Annotated in this window: 23 protein-coding genes; 16 read left to right on the top strand and 7 right to left on the bottom strand. The window is 54.5% G+C overall.

Annotation, left to right across the window (positions count from 1 at the left end; genetic code table 11):
• Positions 1-265: 265 nt before the first annotated feature.
• Positions 266-682: a VOC family protein gene (locus LB462_RS20355; RefSeq protein WP_224511771.1), complete on the top strand. Its 417-nt coding sequence runs from the start codon at positions 266-268 to the stop codon at positions 680-682.
• On the opposite strand, the gene LB462_RS20350 is transcribed toward LB462_RS20355, so the two are convergent.
• A complete protein-coding gene (locus LB462_RS20350) occupies positions 679-1,017 on the bottom strand; it encodes an acyl-CoA thioesterase (RefSeq protein ID WP_112530761.1) in 339 nt (112 codons plus the stop codon). The genes LB462_RS20355 and LB462_RS20350 overlap by 4 nt on opposite strands.
• Positions 1,018-1,240: 223 nt before the next feature.
• Here LB462_RS20350 and LB462_RS20345 point away from each other — a divergent pair, with 223 nt between their 5' ends.
• The 4 genes from LB462_RS20345 (at position 1,241) to uvrB (ending at position 6,764) form a co-directional block, all read left to right on the top strand.
• The gene (locus LB462_RS20345) at positions 1,241-2,437 is read left to right on the top strand and encodes a mandelate racemase/muconate lactonizing enzyme family protein (protein ID WP_224511767.1); all 1,197 of its coding nucleotides are present in this window, start codon (positions 1,241-1,243) and stop codon (positions 2,435-2,437) included.
• Positions 2,438-2,555: 118 nt separating this feature from the next.
• Positions 2,556-2,813: a SemiSWEET family sugar transporter gene (locus LB462_RS20340; protein ID WP_112530698.1), complete on the top strand. Its 258-nt coding sequence runs from the start codon at positions 2,556-2,558 to the stop codon at positions 2,811-2,813.
• A 332-nt stretch (positions 2,814-3,145) separates the two neighbouring features.
• Entirely contained in the window at positions 3,146-3,847 is a 702-nt protein-coding gene (locus LB462_RS20335; RefSeq protein WP_224511765.1) for an HNH endonuclease, read from the top strand.
• Positions 3,848-3,950: 103 nt separating this feature from the next.
• Positions 3,951-6,764 carry an excinuclease ABC subunit UvrB gene (gene uvrB / locus LB462_RS20330; protein WP_224511755.1) on the top strand — a complete coding sequence of 938 codons (2,814 nt, stop codon included), beginning with the start codon at positions 3,951-3,953 and terminating at the stop codon, positions 6,762-6,764.
• A gap of 1 nt (position 6,765) precedes the next feature.
• On the opposite strand, the gene LB462_RS20325 is transcribed toward uvrB, so the two are convergent.
• A complete protein-coding gene (locus LB462_RS20325; protein WP_224511753.1) occupies positions 6,766-7,353 on the bottom strand; it encodes a TetR/AcrR family transcriptional regulator in 588 nt (195 codons plus the stop codon).
• 117 nt (positions 7,354-7,470) lie between these two features.
• Between LB462_RS20325 and LB462_RS20320 the strand changes: the two genes are divergently transcribed.
• The gene (locus LB462_RS20320; protein ID WP_224511751.1) at positions 7,471-8,775 is read left to right on the top strand and encodes an MFS transporter; all 1,305 of its coding nucleotides are present in this window, start codon (positions 7,471-7,473) and stop codon (positions 8,773-8,775) included.
• Between the two features lie 124 nt (positions 8,776-8,899).
• Entirely contained in the window at positions 8,900-10,417 is a 1,518-nt protein-coding gene (locus LB462_RS20315; protein ID WP_224511923.1) for a helicase HerA domain-containing protein, read from the top strand.
• Here the strand turns inward: LB462_RS20315 and LB462_RS20310 are convergent, their stop codons facing one another.
• Positions 10,418-11,119 (bottom strand): HAD family hydrolase, encoded by a 702-nt coding sequence (locus LB462_RS20310; RefSeq protein ID WP_224511742.1) that lies wholly within the window; start codon positions 11,117-11,119, stop codon positions 10,418-10,420.
• A 138-nt stretch (positions 11,120-11,257) separates the two neighbouring features.
• Between LB462_RS20310 and LB462_RS20305 the strand changes: the two genes are divergently transcribed.
• The 3 genes from LB462_RS20305 to LB462_RS20295 all read left to right on the top strand — a co-directional run bounded on the left by LB462_RS20305 (position 11,258) and on the right by LB462_RS20295 (position 13,494).
• Entirely contained in the window at positions 11,258-12,127 is an 870-nt protein-coding gene (locus LB462_RS20305; protein WP_370637242.1) for a transglycosylase SLT domain-containing protein, read from the top strand.
• Between the two features lie 394 nt (positions 12,128-12,521).
• Positions 12,522-12,737, top strand: coding sequence for a cold-shock protein (locus tag LB462_RS20300; protein ID WP_106718536.1), 216 nt, complete (start codon positions 12,522-12,524; stop codon positions 12,735-12,737).
• Between the two features lie 343 nt (positions 12,738-13,080).
• Complete coding sequence (locus LB462_RS20295; RefSeq protein WP_224511740.1) at positions 13,081-13,494, top strand: BA14K family protein; 414 nt, start codon at positions 13,081-13,083, stop codon at positions 13,492-13,494.
• 48 nt (positions 13,495-13,542) lie between these two features.
• Here the strand turns inward: LB462_RS20295 and LB462_RS20290 are convergent, their stop codons facing one another.
• The 3 genes from LB462_RS20290 to LB462_RS20280 form a co-directional block, all read right to left on the bottom strand.
• Positions 13,543-14,190: an MBL fold metallo-hydrolase gene (locus tag LB462_RS20290; protein ID WP_224511730.1), complete on the bottom strand. Its 648-nt coding sequence runs from the start codon at positions 14,188-14,190 to the stop codon at positions 13,543-13,545.
• 121 nt (positions 14,191-14,311) lie between these two features.
• Entirely contained in the window at positions 14,312-14,623 is a 312-nt protein-coding gene (locus tag LB462_RS20285) for a hypothetical protein (RefSeq protein WP_112530689.1), read from the bottom strand.
• A 134-nt stretch (positions 14,624-14,757) separates the two neighbouring features.
• A complete protein-coding gene (locus LB462_RS20280) occupies positions 14,758-15,648 on the bottom strand; it encodes a branched-chain amino acid aminotransferase (RefSeq protein WP_224511728.1) in 891 nt (296 codons plus the stop codon).
• Between the two features lie 250 nt (positions 15,649-15,898).
• On the opposite strand from LB462_RS20280, the gene LB462_RS20275 reads away from it, so the two are divergent.
• The 3 genes from LB462_RS20275 to LB462_RS20265 all read left to right on the top strand — a co-directional run bounded on the left by LB462_RS20275 (position 15,899) and on the right by LB462_RS20265 (position 18,611).
• Positions 15,899-16,402 (top strand): MarR family winged helix-turn-helix transcriptional regulator, encoded by a 504-nt coding sequence (locus LB462_RS20275; RefSeq protein WP_224511726.1) that lies wholly within the window; start codon positions 15,899-15,901, stop codon positions 16,400-16,402.
• Between the two features lie 55 nt (positions 16,403-16,457).
• The gene (locus tag LB462_RS20270) at positions 16,458-17,159 is read left to right on the top strand and encodes a response regulator (RefSeq protein WP_224511725.1); all 702 of its coding nucleotides are present in this window, start codon (positions 16,458-16,460) and stop codon (positions 17,157-17,159) included.
• A gap of 156 nt (positions 17,160-17,315) precedes the next feature.
• Complete coding sequence (locus LB462_RS20265; RefSeq protein ID WP_370637241.1) at positions 17,316-18,611, top strand: ATP-binding protein; 1,296 nt, start codon at positions 17,316-17,318, stop codon at positions 18,609-18,611.
• On the opposite strand, the gene LB462_RS20260 is transcribed toward LB462_RS20265, so the two are convergent.
• On the bottom strand, positions 18,608-18,928 hold the full coding sequence (locus tag LB462_RS20260; RefSeq protein WP_224511723.1) for a ribbon-helix-helix domain-containing protein: 321 nt from the start codon (positions 18,926-18,928) through the stop codon (positions 18,608-18,610). The genes LB462_RS20265 and LB462_RS20260 overlap by 4 nt on opposite strands.
• 220 nt (positions 18,929-19,148) lie before the next feature.
• Here LB462_RS20260 and LB462_RS20255 point away from each other — a divergent pair, with 220 nt between their 5' ends.
• The 3 genes from LB462_RS20255 to LB462_RS20245 all read left to right on the top strand — a co-directional run bounded on the left by LB462_RS20255 (position 19,149) and on the right by LB462_RS20245 (position 21,830).
• Complete coding sequence (locus LB462_RS20255; protein ID WP_224511722.1) at positions 19,149-19,544, top strand: VOC family protein; 396 nt, start codon at positions 19,149-19,151, stop codon at positions 19,542-19,544.
• Between the two features lie 96 nt (positions 19,545-19,640).
• On the top strand, positions 19,641-20,213 hold the full coding sequence (locus tag LB462_RS20250) for a gluconate 2-dehydrogenase subunit 3 family protein (protein ID WP_224511721.1): 573 nt from the start codon (positions 19,641-19,643) through the stop codon (positions 20,211-20,213).
• A 45-nt stretch (positions 20,214-20,258) separates the two neighbouring features.
• Positions 20,259-21,830, top strand: a complete 1,572-nt coding sequence (locus tag LB462_RS20245; protein ID WP_224511719.1) for a GMC family oxidoreductase — start codon at positions 20,259-20,261, stop codon at positions 21,828-21,830.
• The last annotated feature ends 31 nt before the right edge of the window (positions 21,831-21,861 follow it).

Raw genomic sequence — 21,861 nt, 5'->3', positions numbered from 1 at the left:
GCCCCAATTTTTCATACGCTTTTTGCTCAAAATGGAATGCTTTTTACCAAAAATGGAATGCTTTTTTCCCGAAGCGGCGCAGGAATTTGATCGCCACTTAATCGCATCAGAATGAATCTGTCATCCGGTAATCGATGGGAACAGCGCGTGAATAAGTTCTCATCTGAGAACTTATTCCTATTCTCTCTCCTGACAAAAGGGCCTTGCCAATATCTTTTGTGTCCCTGTTTAATGCGGTGACTCACAAAATTACAGGATGAAGAAAATGGCTTTCATGGACCGCTATCCAATTATTGTCACGCCACGAAAGGAAGCCTGCCGCGATTTCTGGATCCGGCACCTCGGCTTCATCAGTGGTTTCGATAGCACCTGGTTTTGCTTGCTTTTGGCGGAAGACCAGTCCGCTTCCATCGCCTTCATGACCCCCGATCATCCCTCCGCACCGCCCGGTTCCGAGAGCTTCAGCGGTACGGGCATGTGCTTTGAATTGCAGGTAGAGGATGCCAGAGCAACGTTTGAAAAAATGAACGCTACCGGTCTGAAAATCGAATATCCGTTGACGGACGAGCCTTTCGGGCAACGCCGTTTTGGGTTTCATGATCCCTCCGGCCTGTGGATCGACGTGGTCGAACAGATCGAATCAGAAGCCGGTTTCTGGGACAAATATATGATCGGCGGCTAGCGTTCGCCCGGCACTGGCGTCGGGTTGCCCTCCTTGTCGAGGGCAACCATCACGAAATCGGCATGCGTAACGCGTTCCATCAAATCCGAGAGGTAGCGTTGCGCCCAAGCCTCGACCTTCAACGTAATCGAAGTGCGTCCGACGCGGTCTATATGTGTATAGACGCACAATGTGTCGCCGATCTTTACCGGTTTTGCGAAGGCCATTTCTTTGACCGCGGCGGTCACCACCCTGCCCCTTGCTCGTTCAGCAGCCCTGATACCGCAGGACAAATCCATCTGTGCCATGACCCAGCCGCCGAAAATGTCCCCCGCTGCGTTCGCATCGGCCGGCATCGCCAGTGTACGCAGCGTCAATTCGCCGATAGGTTTGGTTTGTTCGCTCAACTGCTGTCTCCATCGATCAATGCGGATTTGCAGCATGATGCTTTGCAGCGGCAGATTTGGAAAGGGCCCGATACAAGAACTGTCGGAAACCCGACAGTGCGGGTCGCTGCGTGGTTTCGGTATGACGCGGAGTGTGGCCTAGTCTGATCGATAGTGAGCGTCCGGAGGGATCATGAAAATCACAGATGTCAAAACCTTCGTGGTTGGCAATCCGCCGCCTTCTTTCGGTGGGACATGGTTTCTCTTCGTCAAACTCACCACCGATTCAGGTGTAGTGGGCTATGGCGAGGCTTACAATTCAACCATCAGCCCGCAAGTCATGCGAAAGGTCGTCGAAGACGTAGCCGAGCGCTGGCTCGTCGGCGAGGACCCTCACCATATCGAACGGTTCTTTCGCCGCGCCTATTCCAGCGGCTTTACCCAGCGCCCCGATGTGACGATCATGGGCGCGGTGTCGGCGCTTGAAATGGCCTGCTGGGATATCATCGGCAAGGAAGCCAACAAGCCGGTGTACGAACTACTCGGTGGCAAGGTGCATGAACGGCTGCGCAGCTACACCTACATCTATCCCAAGCCGGAACTGGGGGAGACGTCGGCCATCTACTGGGATGCCGAAGCCTCTGCCGAGCGGGCGGCAGAGTACGTAGCGCAAGGCTATACGGCAGTGAAGTTCGATCCTGTCGCCCCTTATACATCGTTCGATCCACGTCAGCTGTCGCTCGAACAGCTTGATCTCGGCGAGAAATTCGCCCGGCTGGTTCGTGAAGCCGTCGGTTCCAAGGCTGATCTTTTGTTTGGAACTCATGGTCAGATGACCCCAACCAGCGCTGTCCGTCTGGCAAAACGTCTGGAACCGTATGATCCCCTATGGCTGGAAGAGCCAGTACCGCCTGATATGCCGGAGAATATGGGCTATGTGCAACAGCATACGTCGATTCCGATTGCTTCGGGTGAGCGCCTGACGACGAAGTATGAGTTTCAGCGCTTGCTGGTAAACCAGGCCGCAAACATCCTGCAGATGAATCTTGGCCGCGTCGGTGGCATATTGGAAGCAAAGAAAATTGCCGGGATGGCAGAAACCTTCCACGCCCAGATTGCCCCGCACCTCTATTGCGGCCCGATCGTCGGTGCCGCCAACATTCAGATATCAACCTGCAGCCCGAACTTTCTTATTCTCGAATGTATCCAGGCTTTCGGCGGCTTCCACGCCGATATTCTGAAGAAACCGATTCAATGGGAAGACGGATATATCGTTCCGTCGTCAGAACCGGGCCTCGGCGTGGAGCTGGATGAGACGGTGGCGGCAGCCCATGCCTATGATGGCCACGAACTGCATCTCAACATGGGGCGTGATCCATTGATTGTATAATCGGGACTGCGGCACGAATATTTATGTGAAGCGATCGCGTCGGAACATGATTCCGCTATATTTCTCAAGCGAATATCGCCAATTGTAATCTAGATCCATTCCTCTGAAAGTTTTACCCGTGCCAATCTACATCGAGCTTGTTGGTAGCCTCGCTGCCGCGATCACAACACTGTGCTGGATCCCCCAGATCATCAAGATTGTCCGGCACCGCCAGACGGACAGCATTTCTCTCGTCACCAACGTTTCTCTCGCCCTCGGCGTTCTGCTGTGGCTGTTTTACGGAATGATGATCAGTTCATGGCCGGTCATGGCAGCAAATGGGATAACCCTCCTGCTTATTCTCACAATCCTTGGCCTTAAGCTCCGTTACGGCTGAGAGGTTGCCATTTCAGATTGAGCAAGACGCCCGAAAATACAATTTCGGATGCGTTTCGCTTAACGCACGATATCGCCATGTTGAACAAACCACAGTTTCAACAGGCAAATCCCGGCTAAATGCACGCAATATTTCAAATCAAGCTGACAGATGAGGAAGCTGCCCCCGGAGGCCACGACAGGCGCTACCGTTTCCGCGACAAGTATCTCAACATTGTCCGCGATACGCTGGACGACTGGATCATATACTACCAACCCGCACCTCGCGCAGGTACGCGTGTCATAGGGTCGACGGGATATTTCGCGACCGCGCGCGTCACTTCCATATATCCGTTGGCGGGTCGCCCGGGATATTCCGAAGCATCGCTTGAACAATATCTGGAACTTGAAGAGACGGTGCCATTCAGCGTTCCTGATTTTCAGCTCAACAAGAAATTCTATTTCGAAAAGAGCATGGTGCAGTCGGATGGCAGGATGAATTCGCATACGATCCAGCAGCAGGTTCGCGCCCTCTCCGACGAAGAGTATAGAAGAATTGAGAGAGCCGGCTTCAGAAAGAACTGGGACGAATACGAGGAGCGGTTAGTGGTGACGCCTCTTTACGGTTTTGCAGAAGACCCACCAGAATCTGTCGAACGTGACCGCATCCTGACATCCCGCACCTTCCGTGACCGCGTATTTCGGCAGCTTGTTGGCAAAGCCTACAATATGAGGTGCGCAATGACGGGCATATTGATGCAGGCACCTGACGGTAGTTGTGAAATCGAATGCGCTCACATCCGGCCGGTAAAACATTCCGGTCCAGACTCCATCAACAACGGCATCGCGCTTCTCCAGTCGATTCACTGGATGTTCGATAACGGCCTGATCTCCATCGGCCCGGACTACCAGATCCTGAAATCGTCTCGCTATCACGAACCCAAGATTGATGGTCTTCTCAACGAATCAGGAAAGATCACCCTTCCAAAAAATAGCAACCATTTCCCTCATCCGGAATTTCTGCGCTACCATCGCGAGCATATATTCCTCCCATAAATCTGCGTCGCTCATGACAGCCTGCTGTCAGGAGAAATCTGGAAAATCCAGTTTTCATCACTCGGGTCTTTCCATTTTGCCGGACTCCCACCATATTCAACCTATGGTTAAATCTCCTGACAGATATAACGCCGACGGTTTCGGCGAAGCGCCCCAACCTGAGCTGGAAGGCACTCCGCTTTCCGGTTCCGTCAGTGATTGGGCAAAGCAGATCACCGATGAGACCGAGAAAGCTCCACCGAAGGTAGTCAAGGCAAAGAAGCCGGCGAGCAAAGAGTCCAGCGCGTCCCGTACGTCTCGTGGCACGTCGATTGGTGGATCGACCGACCCCAAGATACGTGCCGCTGCGGGCCTTAATCCCGTGGCCGGACTGGATATCAATCTGGAAGACGCAGGCAGCATCATGCCTGGAGGCGCAACGGCTACCGTCGCTGCTCTATCCGCCCTGATTGAAAGCGGCAATCCGCTTTTCAAAAATGGCACCGCGTGGCAACCGCACCGCCCGGCCCGCCCGGGCAAATCCGAAGGCGGCATCGCCATTCAGATGGAAACAGAATTCAAGCCGTCTGGAGATCAGCCGACGGCTATCAAGGATCTGGTTTCCGGCATCGGGGACCATGATCAGACTCAGGTCTTGCTCGGTGTCACTGGCTCCGGCAAGACCTTCACCATGGCGAAAGTCATCGAGGAAACACAACGTCCTGCTTTGATCCTGGCTCCTAACAAGACGTTGGCGGCTCAGCTTTACGGTGAGTTCAAATCGTTCTTCCCGAACAACGCGGTCGAGTATTTCGTTTCCTATTACGACTATTACCAGCCGGAAGCCTATGTGCCGCGCTCCGACACCTATATCGAGAAGGAATCCTCGATCAACGAACAGATCGACCGGATGCGCCACTCCGCTACCCGCTCGCTACTTGAACGCGACGATGTGATCATCGTCGCCTCGGTGTCGTGCATCTACGGTATCGGCTCGGTCGAAACCTATACGGCGATGACCTTCGAGATGAAGATCGGCGACCGTCTGGACCAACGAGCGCTGCTCGCAGATCTCGTTGCGCAGCAGTATAAACGGCGCGACATGGATTTTACTCGAGGCTCATTCCGTGTGCGTGGCGATACGATCGAACTTTTTCCTGCCCACTTGGAGGATCGCGCCTGGCGCATTTCCATGTTCGGCGATGAGATCGAGGCAATTACCGAGTTCGACCCGCTTACCGGTCAAAAGACCGGCGACCTGCGTTCGGTCAAGATTTACGCAAACTCGCACTATGTGACGCCACGCCCGACGCTCAATCAGGCGATAAAATCCATCAAGGAAGAACTCAAGCACCGTCTTGTGGAGTTGAATGCCGCTGGCCGATTGCTCGAAGCGCAACGGCTTGAGCAACGTTGTACTTTTGACGTGGAAATGTTGGAGGCAACCGGCTCTTGCGCCGGTATTGAAAACTATTCGCGCTACCTGACCGGTCGCAAGCCTGGGGAGCCGCCGCCCACGCTGTTCGAGTATATTCCTGACAATGCCTTGGTTTTCATCGATGAGAGCCATGTAACGGTTCCGCAGATTGGCGCGATGTATAAGGGCGATTTTCGCCGCAAGGCAACGCTGGCCGAGTACGGCTTCCGCCTGCCCTCGTGCATGGACAATCGCCCGTTGCGGTTTGAGGAATGGGACGCCATGCGTCCACAGACCGTTGCGGTTTCGGCGACGCCCAGCAAATGGGAAATGGAAGAATCCGGCGGCGTCTTCGCCGAGCAGGTCATTCGCCCAACCGGCCTTATAGATCCCCCAGTCGAGGTCCGTCCGGCCAAATCCCAGGTTGACGATGTTCTTGGAGAAATTCGTGAAACGTCGGCGAAGGGCTACCGCACGCTTGTAACGGTTCTCACCAAGCGTATGGCCGAAGATCTGACAGAATATCTGCACGAACAGGGCATTCGCGTCCGCTATATGCACTCCGACATCGACACCCTGGAGCGTATCGAGATTTTGCGCGACTTGCGCCTTGGGGCATTTGACGTGCTCGTGGGCATCAACCTTTTGCGTGAAGGTCTCGATATCCCAGAATGCGGCTTTGTCGCCATTCTCGATGCGGACAAGGAAGGCTTTTTGCGCTCAGAAACCTCGCTGATCCAGACGATAGGGCGTGCAGCGCGTAATATCGACGGCAAGGTCATTCTCTATGCCGATCAGGTCACCGGTTCGATGGAACGCGCGATGGCGGAAACAAATCGCCGCCGCGAGAAGCAGGAAGCCTATAATACCGAGCACGGCATTACGCCTGCCAGCATCAAGAAAAATATCGGCGACATCCTCAACAGTGTCTACGAGCGCGACCACGTTCGGGCCGATATTTCCGACTTCACCGATTCCGGCGCGATGATGGGGAATAACCTGAAGGCTCATCTCGAACATCTGATGAAGCAGATGCGCGATGCCGCCGACGACCTCGATTTCGAAGTCGCTGCTCGCCTGCGTGACGAGATCAAGCGTCTGCGCGAGATGGAGTTGGCAATTTCGGACGACCCAATGGCACGGGAGGTCGAGATGGAAAGTCCGGTCACTGGCCGCACCAAGGGCAGGCACAATGCCGGGCGCGCGATGCACCGTGTGGTTACCGACGAGGGCGACAAGAATTCGGCACTGTTCGGCAAACCGAACCTCGACGAAATGGGCGGAGACACGACGCGCCCTCTCGGACCCGGCGTCTTCCGCAAGAATTCGCTGGATGAGATGACCGTTGGGCGTACAGAGAAGCCGGTTATCGGCCATGTTCCTGAAAAGCCTGCCTTTACCGGTACGAACCGCAATGACCAGAATATCATTCGCCGCGAGCGAGCAGGTGCTGGTTCATATGAGGACGCTAACGATCGTAAAAAACGACGTCCGGGCAAGACAGGACGTCCGGGGCGTTAACTCAGATTTCGTCTGCAGGTTTGCCAGAGCCAAAGAAAGCCTGGCCCGCGTCGAGAATCTCGTCGGCAAATTCCGGGTCATCCACCGCCCGCGACAAGACAACCGCACCAATGAGACCGGCCATCGTGGCCAGGGCTTTCTGGCGTTTTTTTGCTTTGGATCGGCTAGGAACCAAATCCGACAATATTTCAAGCAGCCTTTTGGTGCCCTCGGTAAATCGGGTCTGGACTGCTCCTCCTTGCCGGGCAATATCCGGCGCAAGCAACGCCATAGTACAGCTGTTTGCCAAGTCACCCTTGTGATTCTTGGCAAGATAGGACGACGTGATCGCGGCAAGCGCAACATCAGGTCCCTCTTGTGCAATTGCAGACCATTTTTCCGCCGACCGCTTCATTGCCGCATCGCAGGATTGAGCAATAAGATCATCTTTCGATGCAAAATGGCCATAGAAGCCGCCATGGGTTAGGCCGGCATTCTTCATCACATCGGCAACCCCAATCCCGTCAAAACCTTTCTGACGAAATTGTTGACTGGCAACTTCAATGATGCGGGCGCGGTTTTCCGCTGCCTGATCTCTGCTGACACGCATGTGCAGTATCCCCGAAAAAGACTATTGACAATTTATATGATTGTCATCATCAATAGTCAACAATGATGATGATCATCATCTAACTCGCGTGGATTCCCACTTCTCGAAAGACAGCCCATGATCTCCTCCTCGCTCGCCGCTTCGCTTGCCCGCCGCAATATCCATTATAGCTGGGTCGTCATAGCGGTCACGTTTCTTACGATGCTGGTCACCGCCGCGGCCGTTGGTGCACCCGGGGTGCTGATTGTTCCGCTGGAAAAAGAGTTCGGTTGGGAGACCGAGCAAATAGCGACGGCGTTTTCGATCCGGCTCTTGCTGTTCGGCTTCATGGGTCCGTTTGCAGCGGCCTTCATGAACTATTTTGGTGTCAGGAAAGTAGTTTGCGTCGCACTGGTGCTAATCACAGCTGGCCTGTTTGCCTCCTTGGCGATGAAGGAAATCTGGCAGCTAATTCTACTCTGGGGCGTCGTCGTCGGCTTCGGTACCGGACTGACCGCCATGGTTCTGGGCGCCACCGTCGCCGCCCGCTGGTTTACCGAGCGCCGCGGCTTGGCTTTGGGGATGCTGACAGCAAGCTCGGCTACGGGGCAGTTGGCGTTCATGCCGCTTATGGCTTCTCTCAGTGAAAACTACGGTTGGCGCACAGCAATCATGCTGATTTGCGCTCTATTGCTCATCGCTGTCACGGCAGTCTTTTTCCTCATGCGCGACCGGCCAGCCGATATCGGCCTGCCCGCCTATGGAGACAAGGAGATCGCACCCGTTCCGCCAATCACAGGCGGGCTAATATCCCTCATCACTATGCCACTGCTCGCTTTGAAGGAAGCGTCGCGCTCGAGCACGTTCTGGGTGCTTTTCGCCACTTTTTTCGTTTGCGGTGCGAGTACCAACGGCCTTGTAGGCACCCATTTCGTGGCTATGTGCGGAGACTTCGGCATGGTCCCCGTAGCGGCCGCCAGCGTCTTGGCCATGATGGGATTCTTTGATTTCTTCGGCACTATTGGTTCAGGCTGGCTCTCGGACCGTGTAGACAACCGTTGGCTGCTTTTTTGGTATTATGGATTGCGCGGCCTCTCGCTGCTGTACTTGCCCTACTCCAATTTTTCTTTTTACGGCCTGTCGCTGTTTGCCATGTTCTATGGTCTCGACTGGATTGCCACGGTACCGCCAACTGTCAAATTGGCAACCGATCGTTTCGGACGTGAAAAGGCTGGATTGATATTTGGCTGGGTTTTTGCCGGACACCAGTTGGGTGCAGCCTCGGCAGCCTATGGTGGCGGCTTTGCCCGTACCGAATACCAAACTTATATGCCTGCATTTTTCGTGGCGGGAATTCTCTGCCTGATTGCGGCGCTGCTGGTGCTGACGCTAAGTAAGCACGGCAAGGCAAACATGCTGCCGGAGCCGGTGCCAGCCGAATAGCCGATCAATTCACCTGTGAGTTTTCCAACGACGGAGCGCATATCCTCCACGCAGCATGGCAAAGAATGCTAAGTGATTTTGCGCATTATATCGCGCGCAGAATCACTTGAACGCTGGAGAGATGATGAAGGTCGATATCGACATGGGAGCGGCGTCAGCCGGCGCAAAAGCCATGCTCGATCTGGAAGAGCTGCTGGCAACTCGCCTGCTCGTCCAGGGCAATTCGGGTTCAGGCAAATCGCATTTGCTGCGCCGCCTGCTCGAACAAAGCGCGCAGTGGGTACAGCAATGCGTCGTCGATCCGGAGGGCGACTTCGTTACGCTGGCCGATAAATACGGCCACGTGGTTGTCGATGGTGCACGGACCGAAAGTGAACTCACGCGCATCGCGGCACGAATTCGCCAGCACCGCGTTTCCGTCGTGCTTGATCTGGAAGGACTGGATGTCGAACAGCAAATGCGCTGTGCCGCAGCCTTTCTCGGTGGCCTATTCGACGCAGAACGTGACTATTGGTACCCGATGCTCGTCGTTGTCGACGAAGCGCAGCTTTTTGCACCGGCGGTTGCCGGCGAGGTTTCAGACGAGGCCCGCAAACTATCGCTCGGCGCCATGACCAACTTGATGTGCCGTGGCCGCAAACGTGGTCTTGCCGGTGTCATCGCCACACAGCGTCTCGCCAAACTCGCCAAGAATGTTGCGGCTGAAGCATCGAATTTCCTCATGGGCCGAACTTTCCTCGATATCGACATGGCCCGTGCCGCGGATCTTCTTGGCATGGAACGGCGGCAGGCCGAACAGTTCCGTGATCTCGCACGGGGCCATTTCGTTGCGCTTGGCCCGGCCTTGTCGCGTCGTCCATTGGCTGTGACCATTGGACCAGTAGAGACATCTGCTCGTTCGGCGAGCCCGAAGCTCACTCCGCTGCCGCAGCCGGGCGAAGATGCGCGCGACTTGATTTTTACACCATCGCCCGAAGAGCGCCGGGTGGTTGTTCGGCGCGCAGTAGCGCCGCCCGCCTCCACACCGACAGCCGATATTTTGAGCCAGCTCACCCAGACCAAATTTGTGGCTGCGGCGGAAACGCCAGCACCGACACTGTTTCCCGAGATTGACGAAGCCGAGCGCAATGGCCTGATCAACGCGATTATGCATGAAATGCTCAACGACCCCGATGCATCTTTTCGCACGGATGCCGTCCTCTATCAGGATTTTCTCGTTCGTTGCCGCATTCGCCGTGTCCCGGGCGATCCCCTTTCTCTGCCGGCATTTCGCCGCAATCTTGCGGTCGCACGTGCTGGCATTGACGGAGAGACCGCGCAAGGGGAACCGTGGCAGCTGGCGCTTGAACTTTCAAAGGGCCTGCCGGATGATGTTCAAGGTGTTTTCTTTATCGTGGCCCAAGCTGCGGTTACCGGCAGTCCCTGCCCGTCCGACGCCACGTTGGCCCGCGCCTATGGCACTCATTCGGCACGCCGAGCGCGACGGCTTCTCACGTATTTCGAAGAGCAGGGGCTCATTGTAGTGCGCACCGATTTTGCCGGCAATCGTGTGGTTGCGTTTCCTGATCTTGGCTGTGAAACTGGCGCAGGCGATCCCAACGGTCCGGATGAAGGCGCGCAGGAACAACACGCCGCTGAATAATCAGCCAATCTCTGCCAGAAGCGGCGGCAACTCCCCCAAATGTTCAATCTGACGGAAGCGAGTTGCGCCAATTGGCGCTTCGACATGTTCAAGCGCCCAGGTCAGCTCGTGCGGTACGAACACGCCCCAGCTGCCTGCTTCGATTGCCGGGACAACATCCGATTTCAATGAGTTACCGATCATCATGCTCCGGGTCGCACCATCTCCGTGGCGCTTGAATATTCGCTTGTAGGTGGTGTTGTCCTTGGTGCTTACAATTTCAACCGCATCGAAAAAATCACCAAGGCCCGATTGTGCCAGTTTGCGCTCCTGATCGAACAAATCTCCTTTGGTTATCAGGACGAGCCTGTAGCGCTCAGTTAGTTGCGCAAGTGTTTCCTGAACATGGGGCAAGGTCTCTATCGGATGACGCAGCATCTCCCGGCCTGCCGCCAGAATTTCTGCGATAACTGAGGCGGGCACTTTGCCTTCGGAGACTTCAACCGCTGTTTCGACCAAGGAAAGGGTGAAGCCCTTGATGCCGAAACCATAGAGATCAAGATTTCGCTTTTCCACCGCGAGCAACCGGTTGGAAAGATCGGTCGTGTCCACGTGAGGAGCCAATAGACTGGCGAACTTATCTTCGGAGGTTCGGAAGAACTGCTCGTTTTGCCAGAGCGTATCGTCAGCGTCGAAACCGATTGTGGTGATGGAGAGAGGCATGGGGCGTGTTCACTTGTTCTTCGTCGTTGTCGTCATGAATGTTTACCGGATTATGAAATCAATGGCGGGTGTCTTTTGCTAGAAATATGGCCGTGCATTATGCCAATATGCTAACGTATCAAGGGGATCGGCAACAGGGTGTATTGCTTCAAACAACTCGGCATCGTTGCAGCATTCCTGCTACTGACATCGCTAAGGGCATTGTCGGCTGATAATCCGTCGGTTTCAGTGCCGGCGAAACCGCCAACACCAACGGTGGCCCAGATTTGCGCAGCCATAGCGACCAATGCTGATGGACATGGCGTTCCGCGTGACTTCTTCGCCAGACTTATCTGGAAAGAGAGCCGTTTCGACGCTCAGGCAACAAGTCCAGTTGGCGCGCAGGGCATCGCACAGTTCATGCCCGGTACCGCAAAGGAGCGAAATCTCGACGATCCGTTCGACTTTGCAAAGGCTCTTCCTGCTTCTGCGTCGCTGTTGAAGGATCTGCGAGCGGCATTCGGCAACTGGGGGCTCGCCGCAGCTGCCTATAATGCGGGGCCAACGCGAGTGTCAAAATGGTTATCAAACGGTGGCTTCCTCCCTCTCGAAACCGAAGAATATGTACTCGATATAACCGGAAAGTCGGCTGACGACTTTGCCGCGGGTACTGAAATATCGGCGCATCCGTTAAACGCTAAACTGACCTTTGATGCGGCTTGCCGGAAGCTCCCGATTGTTCGCTTTGCGACAGTTGCGATGGCCCAAATCAAGCCGAAGCCCTGGGGAATCCAGATTGCTGGCAACTTCCGCCGCGCAGCAGCAGTGGGACAGCTTCAACGCCTGCGTCGCGCCTTTCCGGCCATCCTCGACAAGCACGAGGCTGTGATCAGCCGAAATCGCACAGCCATGGGGCGGCGCGGCATCTACGCCGTGCGTATAGGTGCCGACAATCGCGGCGAAGCCAACCAAATCTGTTCGCAACTCCACAGCGCTGGTGGTGCCTGTATCGTGTTGCGCAATCGATAAAGCTGAAAGAAAAGCAGCGACTTCAACTTGCGTGTCGTGATCTCGAGAGGTGCTGGCGGACGAATGCCAAACGAAATTTCCTACCCCCAAGTATGTAGGTTGCAAAGCCGTTCGATATAGTCGCCTAAATGGTAGAAAAACTTTTGCTTGCCAAAAAACACTTATTCTAGCAGTCTCAAAGCGTTCGGGCATTTGCGAACACTGGAAGACTGGAAGAACGGCGCGCCGGAACCGCAAGAATACCGGGCCGGGAGTAATCCCGGCAATGATCGGCTCCTTTCCTGAATTCGAGAACTGCCTGCATGATCTCCGTTGAATGTATCTTACTGAAAACGGCACTACCAATCCCGCAAACCCGGAGGGGAACGCGGTAAGTAAGGAAAAGGAACTGAGCATGGCACAGACCGGTACGGTCAAATTCTTCAATAGTGAAAAAGGCTTTGGCTTTATCAAGCCGGATGATGGCGCAGCGGATATTTTCGTTCATATTTCCGCCGTTCAGGCATCCGGACTCACAGGTCTCGCAGACAATCAGAAGGTCTCCTTTGATACGGAGCCTGATCGTCGTGGCAAAGGACCAAAGGCCGTAAACATCGCGGTGACTGAATAATTCTAGCGGCTGGAGCCGCCACCGATCCCCGGCAGAAGTCGGGGGTTTTGCCTGGATATGCCGCGGCAGGGGTCCACTTTGCCGCTGAGTGGAGTGTGCACACCTCCATGTGGGCTTGCAATTGTAATCGTGCCTTTTTCCCGCCTCGGATTTGCTAAAATTATATGTGCTTCTCTTGTCCTCAGGATGGGCGGTGGAACCATTTCGTATGAGTGCCGTTCAGCTTGCATTCATTCTGAAGCGAATAAAACAGAACTACCGCTGGAGCTCCCATGGATTCCGGCCAATATCGATCAGGCGACGCCGAAAAGCACTCGCCAAGGATGCTTCAAAGGAGGCACAAATGAACAAGAGTATTAAGATTGCCATTCTTGCAACCGCTGCATTTGCGACGGTCGCGGTTCCTCTGACATCGGCCTCGGCCGACAGCTGGCGTGGCGATCGGTACTACCGTCATCGCCATTATAACAATAACAGCGACGCATGGGCGGCCGGCGCAGTCGGCCTTGCAGCAGGCGCTTTGCTTGGTAGCGCGTTGGCCCAACCGGCAGAGCCGATCTACCGGGATTATGATGACGGCTACTATCGCCGCCCGGTCCGGGTCTATCGTGAAGTGGCACCGCGTTATTACGGCGGCGCACAGCCTTGGTCACCTTCATGGTATCGCTATTGCGCCGACCGCTATCGCTCGTTCAATCCTGAGACGGGTACATTCCGCGGCTATGACGGACGCGACTATTTCTGCAACGCCAACTGATCTGCAATCATTCGCGTTTGACGAGCCGCCGGTCATCCGGCGGCTTTTTTATGCTTCATTCAGGAATGGGTTGGTGCGACGTTCTTCGCCAAAGCGGCCTCCGGGGCCATGTCCGCAGATGAAACCGATGTCGTCACCGAGCGGCAAGAGCTTGGTCTTGATGGAGTTAATCAACGCGGCATGATCGCCGCCTTCAAGGTCTGTTCGCCCTACCGAACCGTTGAAGAGCACATCGCCAACATGTGCAAATTTCGCCGCCCTGTTAAAATAAACGACGTGGCCGGGTGCATGACCCGGACAATGCAATACTTCAAAGATATGCGATCCGAAAGAAACTGTATCACCGTCGTTCAACCAGCGATCCGGCACACAATTGCGGACCTTGTCCGTGATGCCATATTTCAATGCCTTGGATTCAAGGCGGTCCAACAGAAACCGATCGGCTTCATTTGGCCCGATAATATCGACCCCAAGCGCATCCTTCATATCCATTGCACCCGCAGCGTGATCAATGTGCCCGTGTGTGATCCAGATTGCCTCGATCGCGATGCCGTTTGAACGGATGGCATTCAATATTTGATCGTTGTCGCCACCCGGATCAACGAGCACGCCATGCTTGTCCTCGCTGTCAAAAAGGATTGTGCAATTCTGCTGGAAGGCCGTGACGGGAATAATACCCGCCTGCAATTGTCCCATTTCACCAAAATCCTACGCGATACATTACTTGGGACAATATGTAGGACAATAAGTACTCAAATGAAAAGGGCGGCCGTGTGCCGCCCTTGAAAACAGTTGATTTCGTTGTTGATGATATCGATCAGGCCTTTGCCATCGAATTCTTGATGAAGCCGACGATTGCAGTCAAGATGATACCACCGACACCACCGCCGGCTACCTGACCGATGATCGATCCGATATCAAGCCCGGAGGACGCCGCCGCATTTGCTACCACCTCGGCACCGCCTGCGCCAAGGAATTGCGTCAGGTAACCACCAACAAGGCCGCCGATACCACCAGCAACTGTGTTTCCGGTCGTACCGAGACTCAGGTTTTTTAGAAGACCGCCGACAATATTTCCGCCGACACCACCCGAGATAAGCTGGATAATAATAGGAAGAAGCGCTTCCATGATTGTACCCCGTCAACGTTTCAAGCCAGACTCATGCCTGACATGCAACATGATGACTAAGTTTTAATCAATGTCAAACAACTTGATACCTCATAGCGCAGGTATCAAGTTCACTTCTTCGTTTTATCCAGCTGTTACTCAGCAGCAGCTTTCTTTGGCATTACTTCTGCTGCATAATCATTCATCAGATTAGCTGCTATCTCACCAACGGTGAAACGATAAGGACCAATTTCCGCCACCGGCGTAACTTCTGCGGCTGTCCCCGTCAGGAAGCACTGCTCGAAAGTCTCCAGTTCTTCCGGCATAATGGCGCGTTCGATAACTTCATAACCACGGCGCTTGGCCAAATCGATGACTGTCCGGCGTGTGATACCGTCGAGGAAGCAATCTGGCGTCGGTGTGTGAAGAACGCCATCCTTGACGAAAAACACGTTCGCGCCAGTTGCTTCGGCAACTCGTCCACGCCAATCGAGCATTAGTGCGTCAGCATATCCCTTTGCCTCCGCCGCATGCTTGGAGATCGTGCATATCATATATAGACCCGCTGCCTTGGACTTCGATGGAGCGGTTCGTGGGTCGGGACGGCGATATTCCGCGAGATCCAGGCGGATACCTTTGAGCTTCTGGGCCGGGTCGAAATAACTCGGCCACTGCCAGATAGCGATGGCGACGTTGATCTTGTTTGCTTGAGCAGAAACCCCCATTGATTCGCTACCGCGCCACGCAACCGGCCGGACATAAGCGTCCTGGAAGCCCTGTTTGGCCAATAGTTTGCGGCTCGCATCGCTCAGTTCTTCAACTGTATAAGGTATTTTGAAGCCAAGAATGCGTGCAGACTCATGTAGGCGCTCGGTGTGCTCGTTGAGTTTGAATATCTCGCCGCCATAAGCGCGCTCACCCTCAAAAACCGAACTGGCGTAATGCAAGCCATGGGTCAGCACATGGACCTTTGCGTCCGCCCAGCGAATGAATTCGCCGTTCATCCAGATATAACCTTCAAGCTGGTCGAATGGAACGGGTGCCATGTTTTCCTCCAGGCGTTTGATTTCCTGATAATTTTGCGGGTCTGATGTGTCCGCCAACTGGTCCCGATTACCAATTGGTGTACCATTGCCCACCAACACAATAAGCGGTTGAATGAGAAAAATGTCTCAGACACGCCTATCGGCTTTGCGTTTAATTCAAAATGCGGCCAACAGCTTGTCAAAAATTATCAGCAGTCTAAAACTAAGTCAACAAGGCTGACATATTTTTCAACAAGAGCGGGAACATTGTATGAAATCTTATACACCAGAGCGGCATATTGAGACAGCCCTAACCCAAAAAGATGCAAGTCAACTCGATATTATCGAGCTGTTTTTCTTCGCCTATCGCGACTTCACCGCCGATCCCGACATGATACTGGAAAAGCTTGAATTTGGGCGCGCGCACCACCGTGTGCTGTATTTCATCAATCGTAAGCCGGGGATGACCGTTGCGGAATTACTGGAGGTTTTACAGATCACGAAGCAAAGCCTTGCCCGCGTGCTCAAGCAACTGATCGATACGGATCATGTGGTTCAGATTACCGGACCTCGCGACAGGCGCCAGCGCGAGCTCTATCCAACACCAAAGGGTCGCGAACTGGCGCTGGAACTAGCTGCACCGCAATCACGCCGCATTACCAGTGCATTGGAGCAGATCGGTGATTCCGACCGGTCAGTGATCGAGCATTTCCTTAAGGCGATGGTGAATCCCGCTCAATGGCAACAGATCGACAGTCTGCCGAAGGCAGGATAAAACAAGTTTTACGAAAAGGGAGGACGAATGTCCGCGAGAAAAGAGGAATACATTGGTGAGTGACGAACTGCTGCTTTCAGACGATGCACCGCACCTGCTCATTGTCGATGACGACACCCGAATTCGAAATCTACTGTCGCAATATCTTACGGGCAGCGGTTTTCGCATTACGGTGGCTGCCAATGCCGATGAGGCTCGGCGCAAGCTGGCCGGGATCGACTATGATCTTCTGATCCTCGACGTGATGATGCCAGGAGAAAGCGGCGTCGCCCTGACCCAGTCGCTGCGTCAGGAAAAGAACGTACCAATACTCATGCTCACGGCGCTCTCGGAGACCGACAGCCGTATTACCGGTCTGGAAGCAGGCGCCGACGATTACCTGCCAAAGCCTTTTGATCCGCGCGAGCTGATCCTGCGGATCAACAACATCCTTCGGCGTGGCGCCCCGGCTACACAAGCGAAGATCGAGCAGATCGTCTTTGGTCCCTACACATTCGTCATTGCGAAGCGTGAACTCAAGCGCTCAGGTGAAATGATCCGACTGACAGACCGTGAGCAGGATATAATGGCAATTTTCGCTGCACGCGCCGGTGAAACCGTCCCGCGTCACGAATTGACCGGACAGGAAGGCGATGTGGGCGAGCGGACGATCGACGTCCAGATAAACCGCCTGCGCCGCAAGATTGAAAATGATCCGGCAAACCCAGTTTGGTTGCAGACGGTGCGGGGCGTCGGCTATAAACTAAGCGTGGAGTAGCGATCCGCCCATTTCAATGCGCAAGCGGATACTGGATAAATGGCACCGACGGATACCGCAAAACGCGCATTGGCAGTCAGGAAGCGCCACTGGCGACGTCGACGAAGTACATTGCTGGGCCCTTGGCGAAAGTTCACGCGCTGGTTAGCGCACTGGATGCCAAAACGGCTATACGCGCGCTCACTGATTATCATCATTGCTCCTATGGTCTTATTGCAATCGTTGATTGCATTTGTCTTCATGGAGAGGCATTGGCAGACCGTGACACAGCGTCTGTCGACGGCCGTTGTGCGTGACATTGCTGGCATCATCGATCTCATGGAGACTTATCCTCAAGATCCAGCCTATGAAAACCTGATCCGCATTTCGCGTGAAAGATTATCGCTCAATATTTCAATCCTGCCCGCCGATCCCCTGCCCGCACCTGGCCCCAAACCCTTCTTCTCAATTCTCGATAGTATTCTGAGCGAAGAGATCACCAAGCAGATCAACCGCCCGTTCTGGATCGACACGATCGGCGATTCCGATCTGGTGGAAATCCGCATCCAGCTCGACAACAAAGTCTTGCGGGTCTTTGCACGCCGCAGCCAAGCCTATGCATCCAACACGCTGATATTCCTTGTCTGGATGGCGGGTTCCGCCCTCGTTTTGCTTGCCATCGCTATCCTTTTCCTGCGTAACCAGATCAAGCCAATTCAACAGCTTGCCACCGCCGCCGATAGTTTCGGCAAGGGCCGTGCCGGCCCCCCAGATTTCAAACCGCGCGGTGCGGAAGAGGTTCGCAGGGCCGGCGCAGCTTTTATCGTCATGCGCGAGCGTATTGAGCGGCAAATCGAGCAGCGCACAACGATGTTGAGTGGCGTCAGCCATGACCTACGCACGATCCTGACCCGCTTTAAACTCCAGCTCGCTCTCGTCGGCAACAGGGTCGACACGGAAGCTATGGAGCAGGACATCGAAGATATGCAATCGATGCTGGAGGGCTATCTCGCCTTCGCTCGCAGCGAGGCAGAGGAAGAGACCGGCACCTTCAATCTGGAGCGGTTATTTGGCAAGCTGAAGGAAGAAGGTATCCTGCTCGAACGCGGCTTCACGTCGAAAATCCGCGGTGAGCCGGAAATACAGGTTAGGCCGAATGCGTTCTCCCGCCTGATTTCCAATCTGGTGTCGAATTCGTTCCGCTACGCGAAAAACGTGTCCGTTGCTGCAGATCACCGTGACGGATGGCTGACCATAACTATCGACGACGATGGGCCAGGAATACGGAGGGAGATGCGTGATGAGGTGTTCAAGCCATTCTTCCGGCTGGATGAAGCACGCAATCAGGATTCAAGCGGAACAGGACTGGGCCTCGCAATAGCATTGGATATCGCCCGCAGTCACGGCGGGGACATTATCCTTGATGACAACCCCGCCGGTGGCTTGAGGGCAGTTGTCAGGATTCCTGCCTAGGCAGCATGTTCTCCAACGAGGACTTGGTTCTTCCCAGCCACTGTTTCCGCGCAGGTCTGCACGCCGCGCAAATAGAGCGCGCATGTGGTACTAAGCATCGAGGCAAAATTCGGAATCTCTCCTTGCGCCTGCAATGCCTCGTCGTAGAGAGTGGAGATGAACCGCGGTGTGGTCATATTCTGGCTCTGGGCGATCTCATCGAGTAGTTTCCAGAACGTTGCCTCGAGTTGAATGCTCGTTGAATGCCCGCCAATGCGCACAGAACGATTGATCTGCCGATAGCCTTGCGGATCCTGTTCTGCAAATACCTTACACATTCCAAAAACCTCCCTTCCAGAGTGCCTGATGATGCTCGCCACCCATGCGCAAAGGTGGTATTTTGCGCGTTAGTGCATCATGGGCAAAAATTATTCCGCTCGTATCGCGGTGTGGTAGCCGATTGCCACCACTTCTGTTCTCCCAAGCTCATAATCGCCGACAAGCCCTGACACTGCAACAATAGTTTTCGGGCGGCATATCGTTCATTAGGAGGAGCTTTTGGCAAAAGCCATCCATTCCATGATCCGGGTTCTCGACGAAGAGAAGTCGAGATCGTTCTATAAGTCTGCATTCGGTTTGAACGTAGCGGACAGGCTCGATTTCGACAATTTTACCCTGGTCTATTTGAGCAACAGCGAGACGGATTTCGAACTCGAGCTGACCATCAACAAGGGGCGCACCGAGCCCTACGATCTTGGCGATGGCTATGGCCATTTAGCCTTCAGCGTCGACGATCTCGACGCCAAGCACGTGCGCCTGAAGGCTCAGCAACTCAAGATTCGCGATATCGTGGAATTCAAACGCGAAGGCACAATGCTGGCGCGGTTCTTTTTCGTCGAAGATCCGGATGGCTACAAGATCGAGGTTTTGGAACGACAAGGCCGGTATTTGTAATACCGGCCAATGGCGTTGGAGGAACGCCATCAGCCAGCAAGGGCATCCGACGGAAATTCCCGCCGGAATGCCGATAGCAAGCAAGGGAGGAAGTCTATGGTTACCATCTTCAACCGCAATGCGGCGGCGCCTGACACGCCGGAACCAATTGAAAAACAAGGATTATCGCGACGCGATCTATTGAAAGGCGGTACGATCAGCCTCGGCGCCATCCTCGTGATCAGCGGCAGTTCGATCATCCATCCAGAATTTGCCTGGGGTCTCGAGACATCCAATCTCAAGCCAGAAACAATGGCGACTCTGATCCAGTTGGCGCGCGATATCTATCCGCACGACCATATTCCGGATCGCTTTTATGCCATCGCAGTCAAGCCCTATGACGCCAAGGCAGGAGAGGACCCCAAGACCAAGAAGATGATCGAGGACGGCATTGCCGATCTCGACAAGCGCGCCGGCAAGGGGGGCTACATCGGTCTCGGATGGGAAGACGACCGGCTGGCGATCCTTCGAAAAGTTGAAGACACGCCTTTCTTTCAAACCGTTCGCGGCGGCCTTGTCACAGGCCTCTACAATCAGGAAGAGATCTGGCCGCTATTTGGTTATGAGGGCGAGTCCTATTCGAAGGGCGGCTACATCGCCCGCGGCTTCGGTGACATCGAATGGCTGTGAACAGCACGCGCAATCAAAGAACTTTCAAGCTAATGGGAGGAAACCATGGCTGCACCTTTTGATCTTAAGGACGACAGTGTCGTCGTCATCATAGGTTCTGGCGCGGGCGGCGGAACGCTCGGCAACGAACTTGCACAAAAAGGCATTGATGTCGTTATTCTAGAGGCTGGTGCCCGCCACGAATATGAAGACTTCACCAACAATGAGTGGGACAGTTTCGGTCAGCTTGCCTGGGTCGACAAACGGACTACTTCCGGGGATTGGCGTGTCGCCAAGGATTTTCCCAATCTTCCCGCGTGGATCGTCAAATCCGTCGGCGGATCGACGACCCACTGGGCTGGTGCTTCTCTGCGTTTTCAAGACCATGAATTCAAAGCGCTTACCCACTATGGCAAAGTAAAAGGCGCAAGCCTGCTCGATTGGCCTATCACCTTGGCAGAGCTTGAGCCTTACTATGCCAAAGCGGAAGACAAGATGGGCGTAACCCGCACCAACGGGATTGCAGGTCTGCCAGGCAATAATAATTTCAAGGTGCTCAAGGCTGGTGCCGACAAGCTCGGCTACAAGGAGTGCCATACCGGCAATATGGCGATCAATTCCGCCGAGCGTGACGACCGGATGTCATGCCAGCAGACTGGCTTCTGCTTCCAGGGCTGCAAGTGGGGCGCAAAGTGGTCGACGCTCTATACGGAAATTCCAAAAGGCGAAAAGACCGGCAAGCTTGAAGTTCGTCCTAATTCCATGGCCCAGAAGATCGAACACGACAAGAGCGGCAAGGTAACTGGCGTTCTCTACACGGATAAAGAGGGCAAACAGCAATTGCAGAAAGCCCGTATCGTTGCCGTCGCCGGCAATTCGATAGAAAGCCCCCGTCTGCTGCTCAATTCCGAATCGACCATGTTCCCCAACGGTCTTGCCAATTCATCCGGTCAGGTGGGGCGGAATTATATGCGCCATACGACCGGATCGGTATACGGCATATTCGAAAAGCCGGTGCACATGTATCGCGGCACGACAATGGCAGGTATTATTCGCGACGAGGCCCGCCACGATCCTTCACGGGGATTTGTCGGCGGTTATGAGATGGAAACATTGTCCCTCGGCCTACCGTTCATGGCGGCCTTTCTCGATCCCGGCGGCTGGGGACGTTCTTTCACTTCAGCGCTCGACCAATATGTGAATATGGCCGGTCTATGGATCGTTGGTGAAGACATGCCGCAGGAAGACAACCGGATCACCTTGCACAAGGGTGAGAAGGACAAGTACGGCCTGCCCATCGCCAATGTGAATTTCAGCGACCATAAGAACGATATAGCCATGCGGGATCATGCCTATGAACAGGGCAAGGCTCTATACGAGGCCGTTGGCGCAACCCGCGTCTTCCCGACGCCGCCTTACCCGTCGACGCATAATCTTGGAACAAATCGCATGAGCGAAAAAGCGAAAGATGGAGTGGTGAACAAGCACGGCCAAAGCCACGACATCAAAAATCTGTTCGTGTCCGATGGCAGCCAGTTCACGACAGGCGGAGCCGAAAACCCGACGCTCACGATCGTCAGTCTTGCAATTCGCCAAGCAGACTACATTGCCAAGGAGATGGCCGCGAAAACGATCTAGCGTAGAATCCTCCCGGCGGCACGACCGCTGA

Source organism: Phyllobacterium chamaecytisi, assembly GCF_020164455.1.
GTDB classification, from domain to species: Bacteria; Pseudomonadota; Alphaproteobacteria; order Rhizobiales; family Rhizobiaceae; genus Phyllobacterium; species Phyllobacterium chamaecytisi.
The sequence above is the reverse complement of the archived record's forward strand: the minus strand, read 5'-3'. Positions and strand labels throughout refer to the sequence as shown.

Coding starts and splice junctions, on each gene's coding strand:
- LB462_RS20355 (WP_224511771.1), top strand. CDS start 266: ATGGCTTTCATGGACCGCTATCCAATTATTGTCACGCCACGAAAGGAA.
- LB462_RS20350 (WP_112530761.1), bottom strand. CDS start 1,017: ATGCCGGCCGATGCGAACGCAGCGGGGGACATTTTCGGCGGCTGGGTC.
- LB462_RS20345 (WP_224511767.1), top strand. CDS start 1,241: ATGAAAATCACAGATGTCAAAACCTTCGTGGTTGGCAATCCGCCGCCT.
- uvrB (WP_224511755.1), top strand. CDS start 3,951: ATGGTTAAATCTCCTGACAGATATAACGCCGACGGTTTCGGCGAAGCG.
- LB462_RS20325 (WP_224511753.1), bottom strand. CDS start 7,353: ATGCGTGTCAGCAGAGATCAGGCAGCGGAAAACCGCGCCCGCATCATT.
- LB462_RS20320 (WP_224511751.1), top strand. CDS start 7,471: ATGATCTCCTCCTCGCTCGCCGCTTCGCTTGCCCGCCGCAATATCCAT.
- LB462_RS20315 (WP_224511923.1), top strand. CDS start 8,900: ATGAAGGTCGATATCGACATGGGAGCGGCGTCAGCCGGCGCAAAAGCC.
- LB462_RS20310 (WP_224511742.1), bottom strand. CDS start 11,119: ATGCCTCTCTCCATCACCACAATCGGTTTCGACGCTGACGATACGCTC.
- LB462_RS20300 (WP_106718536.1), top strand. CDS start 12,522: ATGGCACAGACCGGTACGGTCAAATTCTTCAATAGTGAAAAAGGCTTT.
- LB462_RS20295 (WP_224511740.1), top strand. CDS start 13,081: ATGAACAAGAGTATTAAGATTGCCATTCTTGCAACCGCTGCATTTGCG.
- LB462_RS20290 (WP_224511730.1), bottom strand. CDS start 14,190: ATGGGACAATTGCAGGCGGGTATTATTCCCGTCACGGCCTTCCAGCAG.
- LB462_RS20285 (WP_112530689.1), bottom strand. CDS start 14,623: ATGGAAGCGCTTCTTCCTATTATTATCCAGCTTATCTCGGGTGGTGTC.
- LB462_RS20280 (WP_224511728.1), bottom strand. CDS start 15,648: ATGGCACCCGTTCCATTCGACCAGCTTGAAGGTTATATCTGGATGAAC.
- LB462_RS20275 (WP_224511726.1), top strand. CDS start 15,899: ATGAAATCTTATACACCAGAGCGGCATATTGAGACAGCCCTAACCCAA.
- LB462_RS20265 (WP_370637241.1), top strand. CDS start 17,316: ATGCCAAAACGGCTATACGCGCGCTCACTGATTATCATCATTGCTCCT.
- LB462_RS20260 (WP_224511723.1), bottom strand. CDS start 18,928: ATGTGTAAGGTATTTGCAGAACAGGATCCGCAAGGCTATCGGCAGATC.
- LB462_RS20250 (WP_224511721.1), top strand. CDS start 19,641: ATGGTTACCATCTTCAACCGCAATGCGGCGGCGCCTGACACGCCGGAA.
- LB462_RS20245 (WP_224511719.1), top strand. CDS start 20,259: ATGGCTGCACCTTTTGATCTTAAGGACGACAGTGTCGTCGTCATCATA.